Source organism: Pseudomonas sp. EGD-AK9 (genome assembly GCF_000465935.2).
Taxonomy (GTDB): domain Bacteria; phylum Pseudomonadota; class Gammaproteobacteria; order Pseudomonadales; family Pseudomonadaceae; genus Aquipseudomonas.
The window spans coordinates 1-5,718 of record NZ_AVOF01000211.1; the positions used below are offsets into that span (position 1 = coordinate 1).

Below are 5,718 nucleotides of genomic sequence, written 5' to 3' on the forward strand. Positions count from 1 at the left end.
GCGATGCTCGCCTCGGTCTCGCGATACAGCAGCTGCGCCTCCGGCGCGCCGCGGCGCACCGCCGACAGCGCCAGCACCACCACGGTGCGTTCGTCGAAGCCGGTGCGCAGCACGTATTCGTCGCCCACCCTGGGCTCCTTGCCCGGCTTGCAGCGCTCGCCGCGGTGGTGCACCTTGCCGCCCTCGATGGCCGCCTTGGCCAGCGCGCGGGTCTTGTAGAAGCGTGCCGCCCACAACCATTTGTCCAGGCGCACCTTGTCGTCGTCTTTGTCGCTCATCTCACCTCTGCTGGGTTTGCCATCCGGCAGAAACTGCCTGATGCAGTTGTCACACGGCGCTACTAGAATGCGCGAAATCATAGGCCTGTCAGCCGCAGAGGGATACCGCCCGCTTGAAGACCTTCGACCAGCTCAGCGTGATCGGCCTGCGCGAGTGGATCAACCTGCCCGAGCTCGGCATCATCGGCCTGCGCGCCAAGATCGACACCGGCGCCAGCACCTCGAGCCTGCACGCCAGCGATATCCAGCCGTTCCAGCGCGATGGCGAGGACTGGGTGCGCTTCACCGCCTACCTCGGCACCCAAGTGCAGCGCCGCCACCGCTGCGAGGCGCAGATGGTCTCGGTCAAGCGCATCAAGAGTTCCAACGGCCTGGCGCAAAGCCGCTACGTGATCCGCACCCACCTGGCCCTGGGCGATCGCCTGTGGCCGGTGGAGTTCACCCTGGCCTGCCGCAAGACCATGCGCTACCGCGTGCTGCTCGGTTCCAAGGCGCTGATCGCCGGGCAACTGGTGGTCAACCCGGCGCTCAGCTACGTGCAAGACAAACCCACCCTGCCCTCCTCCGTTCCAGGTGCCCAATGAAGATCGCCGTGCTGTCGCGCAACCCGCGCCTGTATTCCACCCGCCGTCTGGTGGAGGCCGGGCAGCAGCGCGGCCACGAGATGCAGGTGATCGACACCCTGCGCGCCTATATGAACATCGCCAGCCACAAGCCGCAGATCCACTACCGCGGCCAGGCGCTGGAAGGCTTCGACGCGGTGATCCCGCGCATCGGCGCCTCGGTGACCTTCTATGGCTGCGCGGTGCTGCGCCAGTTCGAGATGATGGGCGTCTACCCGCTCAACGAATCGGTCGCCATCAGCCGCTCGCGCGACAAGCTGCGCGCCCTGCAGCTGCTGTCGCGCAAGGGCATCGGCCTGCCGGTGACCGGCTTCGCCCACTCCCCCGACGACATCCCCGACCTGATCCAGATGGTCGGCGGTGCGCCGCTGGTGATCAAGGTGCTGGAAGGCACCCAGGGCAAGGGCGTGGTGCTGGCCGAGACGCACAAGGCGGCCGAGTCGGTGCTCGAAGCCTTCTTCGGCCTCAAGCAGGACATCATGGTCCAGGAGTACATCCAGGAGGCCGGCGGCGCCGATATCCGCTGCTTCGTGGTCGGCGACAAGGTGATCGCCTCGATGAAGCGCCAGGCCAAGGCCGGCGAGTTCCGCTCCAACCTGCACCGCGGCGGCACCGCCAGCCTGATCAAGATCACCCCCGAGGAGCGCATGACCGCGGTGCGCGCCGCCCGGGTGATGGGGCTGAACGTCGCCGGGGTGGACATCCTGCGCTCCAATCACGGCCCGCTGGTGATGGAGGTGAACTCCTCGCCGGGCCTGGAAGGCATCGAGACCACCACCGGCAAGGACGTCGCCGGGATCATCGTCGAACACCTGGAAAAGTACGCCGAACCCGGGCAGACCCGTACCAAGGGGCGTGGCTGAGCCGCGCTACGCCGGGTCGGTCGCAAACGACCCTTATCCCCACACGGCCTGGGCGGTACCGCGCCACTCTAGCGGTGGTGCGCCTCCAGCCAGGCGAGAAACTCCGCTTCCGCCAGCGGCCGGCTGAGCAGGTAGCCCTGGCCCAGCGAGCAGCCGTGCTCGCGCAGCAGCTCCAGCTGGGCGGCGCGTTCGATGCCTTCGGCCACGCACTCCAGGTCGAGGTTACGGGCGATCACCAGGATGGTCTGCACCAACAGGCGGCCGCTCTCCTCGCCGTCGAGGTCGGCGACGAAGCTGCGGTCGATCTTCAATCGGTCCAGCGGCAGGCGCTTGAGGTAGGTCAGCGACGAGTAGCCGGTGCCGAAATCGTCGATGGCGAAGCGCACGCCGAGGGCCTTGAGCCGCTGCATGGTGGCGATGCACTGGTCGACGTCCTCCAGCAGCACCCCCTCGGTGATCTCCAGCTCCAGCGAGGCCGGCGCCACGCCATGGCGCTGCAGGCAGGCCTGGATACGCGCCACGCAGTCGGCCTGGCGCAGCTCGCGCGGGCTGAGGTTGACCGCCAGCACCAGCTGCGGCCACTGCCGATGCCAGCGCGTCAGCGCCGCGCAGGCCTGCTCCAGCACCCAGTGGCCGACGTCCTGGATCAACCCGGTTTCCTCGGCCAGGGGGATGAACTGATCCGGGGCGATCTCGCCGCGCTCCGGGTGACGCCAGCGCAGCAGCACCTCGGCGCCGGCCACCTTGCCGGTGGCCAGCGCCAGCTGCGGCTGGAACACCAGGTGCAGTTGCTCGCGGGCGATGGCCTGGCGCAGCTCGCTCTGCAGCTGCAGGCGCTGGTCGATGGCCGCCTGCATTTCCGGGGCGAAGAAATGCAGGGCGTTGCGCCCGGCGTGCTTGGCCCGGTACATCGCGGTGTCGGCCTGCTTGAGCACGTCGGCGGCGTTCTGCCGCTCCAGCGGGTGCAGGGCGATGCCGATGCTGGCGCTGATCGACAGCTCGTGGCCGTCGATGGTGCAGCTGCCGAGCAGGCCGCGCAGCAGCTTGTCGCCCACCGCCGCGGCGTGTTCGGCGACCACCCGCGGGTCGTCGCCGAGCGCCTCCAGCAGCACCACGAACTCGTCGCCGCCGAGCCGTGCCAGGGTGTCCTCGGCGCGCAGCTCGCGCGCCAGGCGGCTGGTCACCTCACGCAGCAGGGCATCGCCGATCAGGTGGCCGAGGCTGTCGTTGACCGTCTTGAAGTGATCCAGGTCGATGAACAGCAACGCACCTAGGCGGCCCTCGCGCGCCTCGCGGTCCATAGCGTGCTGCAGGCGGTCGAGCAGCAGGCGGCGATTGGGCAGCCCGGTCAGTTCGTCACTGTAGGCCAGGCGCTCGATCTCGCGCTGGTAGCGCTGGCGCTCGGAGATATCGGTGACGCTGCCGCGGATCAGCAGCTGCTCGCCGGGCATGCGCACCAGGCGCACCTCGCAGGGCAGCTGGCGGCCGGCGCTGTCGCGGTGCAGCCATTCGAACACCGGCGCCTCGCCGGCGATGGCGCGCTTGAGATGCACCTTGCCGATCTCCGCCGAGAGCTGGCCGTCGGCCTGACGCAGCGGGCTGATCTCCAGCACCGTCTTGCCCAGCAGTTCCTCGCGGCGGTAGCGGAACAGGCGCAGGGCGTTCTCGTTGAAATCGACCATGCCGCCCTTGGGGGTGAACAGCATGATCGCCTCGGGCGCGTGCTCGACCAGGGTGCGATAGCGCGCCTCGGCCTCGCGACGGGCGCTGACGTCCTCCACCAGCAGCAGGAACATGCCCGGACGGCCCTGGCCGTTGCGCACCGCGCGCAGGCTGAGGCGGGTGTGCACCTGCTGGCCGTCGGCGCGCAGGAAGCGCTTGTCCAGCTCGAAGCCGTCGCTGCTGCCGCCCAGCACCGCATCCAGTTGCTGCTGCTCGGCGGCCAGGTCGTCCGGATGCGACAGCTCGTCCCAGGTGCAGCGCAGCAGCTCCTCGCGCGAACGGCCGAGGATGGCGCACAGCTTGTGGTTGACCTCCTCCCAGCCGAAGGTCGGCGTGGTCAGGGCCATGCCGATCAGCGGCGCCTCGAAGAACAGGCGCAGGCGTTCGTCGCGCTCGCGCAGCTGCTGCTCGGCGCGCTTGCGCTCGCTGATGTCCTGGATCGCGCCGTAGACCCGCACCAGCGTCGTGCCGTCGCGCTCGGCCACCCCGCGCAGGCGCACCCAGCCGTTGCGCGCCGCCAGGCGCGCCTCCAGGTCGAAGTGATTGCGCCCGGCCAGCGCCTCGGCCAGGTTGGCGCGGATCAGCGCCTGGCTGGCGCCGTCGTAGTAGTCCAGCGCCTGCTCCAGCAGCGGTGCGCCGAGCGCCAGGTCGCGGCCGACGATGCGGTAGCAGCCCTCGCTCCAGAACATGCTCAGGTCGGCCAGCTCCAGCACCCAGCCGCCGATGTCGGCGATGCTCTCGGTCTGGCTGAACAGGTGGCTCTGGCGCAGCATGGCCAAGCGCTGCTGCTCGACCTTGGCGGCCAGCTCCTCGCGCTCGGTGACGTCGTGCTGCAGGCCGACGAAGTGGCTGATGCCCTGCTCGTCGCGCATCGGCGCCAGCACCACCTCGTTCCAGAACGGGCTGCCGTCCTTGCGGTAGTTGCGCAGCACCGCATGGCCGCTGCGCCCCTCGCGCAGCGCCGCGCGCAGCTGTTTCAGGTCGCGCTGGTGGCGGTCATCGCCGGCGAGGAAGCGGCAGTTGCGCCCCAGCACCTCCTCGACGGTGTAGCCGGTGATGCGGCTGAACGCCGGGTTGCAGTAGATCAGCGGCAGGTCGGGCTGGCGCGCGTCGGCGATGGTCACCCCCAACGGGCTGGCCTCCATGGCCAGGTTGGCGCGCGCCAGTTGCTGCTGCATCTGCGCGCTACGCGCCAGTGCCTGGCGCAGGTCGCCGAGGGCGCGGCCGACCAGCAGCGCGGCGCTCATCAGCAACAGCACGGTGAGTTGCAGCTGGCTGCGTTGCAGATCCGGAGCACCGAGGCCGAGGCCATCGCGCAGCAGCGGCAGCAGCAGGGTCGCGGCGAAGGCCAGGACCACGCCGTACAACGCCCCGGCGAAGGCGTGCCGCAGGGCCAGCACCAGCATGCAGATGCCCAGCAGCGGCAGGCCGAGCAGCGTCGGCAGGCTGCCGAGCAGCGCCGCCAAGAGCAGCAGGGCGCCGCCGGCGAACAGCCAGCCCAGCGGCGAGCGGCTGAGGCTCAGCGCCGGCGCGGCGTCCGTCACGTCCTTATGCAACCAGCCACGCACGCGCAGCAGCGGGCTGGCGTAGGCCAGCAGCAGCGGCGCCAGCGCCAGCAGGCCGATGCCGTCGCTCAGCCACACCCCCAGCACGGCCAGCGCCCACTGCTCGCCGCCCTGTAGGCCGGTGAGCCACAGGTTGCCCTGCAGACCGAAGGCCACCAGGGTGGTCGGCAGCAGCACGCCGAAGGCGAGAAAGCGCAGCAGATCGGCCAGGCGGCCGAGCGCGGGGTCGAACGGCTGGCGCCGCAACAGCCACCAGCCCAGCGCCACCGCGGCGGTTTCCGGCACGGCATAGAGCGGCGCCCACTGCCAGGACAGGCCCCACAAGGGCGTGCTGAGCAGGGCGTTGAGGTACAGCGCCGGCAACACCCGTGGCCCCCACCACAGGCACAGCACCAGGCCGAGCAGCAGCGGCAGGTAGCACAGCGCCACCCCGTCATCCAGGCGGGTGGTCAGGGATAACCAGGTTCCCAGGTGGAAAAGCGGCAGCGGCAGCCACCAAGTCCATTTGGGCAGGCGGTCGGATAAGGCGGCGGGCATGCGGGCCTCGAGTGGGTACGCTGGCACAGCATAGCCCAGCGCCAGAGCCTCTGACCGCAGATTGCCAGCATGCCTCGGCCGGCTCGGACGGCTGGTCGCCCGAGCAGGCCGAGGCATGCTGGCAATCTGC

At 70.0% G+C, this 5,718-nt stretch carries 4 protein-coding genes; 2 read left to right on the forward strand and 2 right to left on the reverse strand.

What is annotated here, in order from left to right; translation table 11 throughout:
* Positions 1-278, reverse strand: a 278-nt coding sequence (locus N878_RS11165) for an RNA-binding S4 domain-containing protein (RefSeq protein WP_021443739.1), incomplete at its 3' end; no start/stop codon positions are given.
* 146 nt (positions 279-424) lie between these two features.
* On the opposite strand from N878_RS11165, the gene N878_RS11170 reads away from it, so the two are divergent.
* Positions 425-862, forward strand: coding sequence for an ATP-dependent zinc protease (locus N878_RS11170; RefSeq protein WP_177342893.1), 438 nt, complete (start codon positions 425-427; stop codon positions 860-862).
* On the forward strand, positions 859-1,764 hold the full coding sequence (gene rimK, locus N878_RS11175; protein ID WP_021443741.1) for a 30S ribosomal protein S6--L-glutamate ligase: 906 nt from the start codon (positions 859-861) through the stop codon (positions 1,762-1,764). The genes N878_RS11170 and rimK overlap by 4 nt, the downstream gene beginning before the upstream one ends.
* Positions 1,765-1,832: 68 nt before the next feature.
* Here rimK and N878_RS11180 read toward each other — a convergent pair whose 3' ends face one another.
* The gene (locus N878_RS11180) at positions 1,833-5,588 is read right to left on the reverse strand and encodes an EAL domain-containing protein (protein ID WP_021443742.1); all 3,756 of its coding nucleotides are present in this window, start codon (positions 5,586-5,588) and stop codon (positions 1,833-1,835) included.
* Positions 5,589-5,718 lie beyond the last annotated feature (130 nt).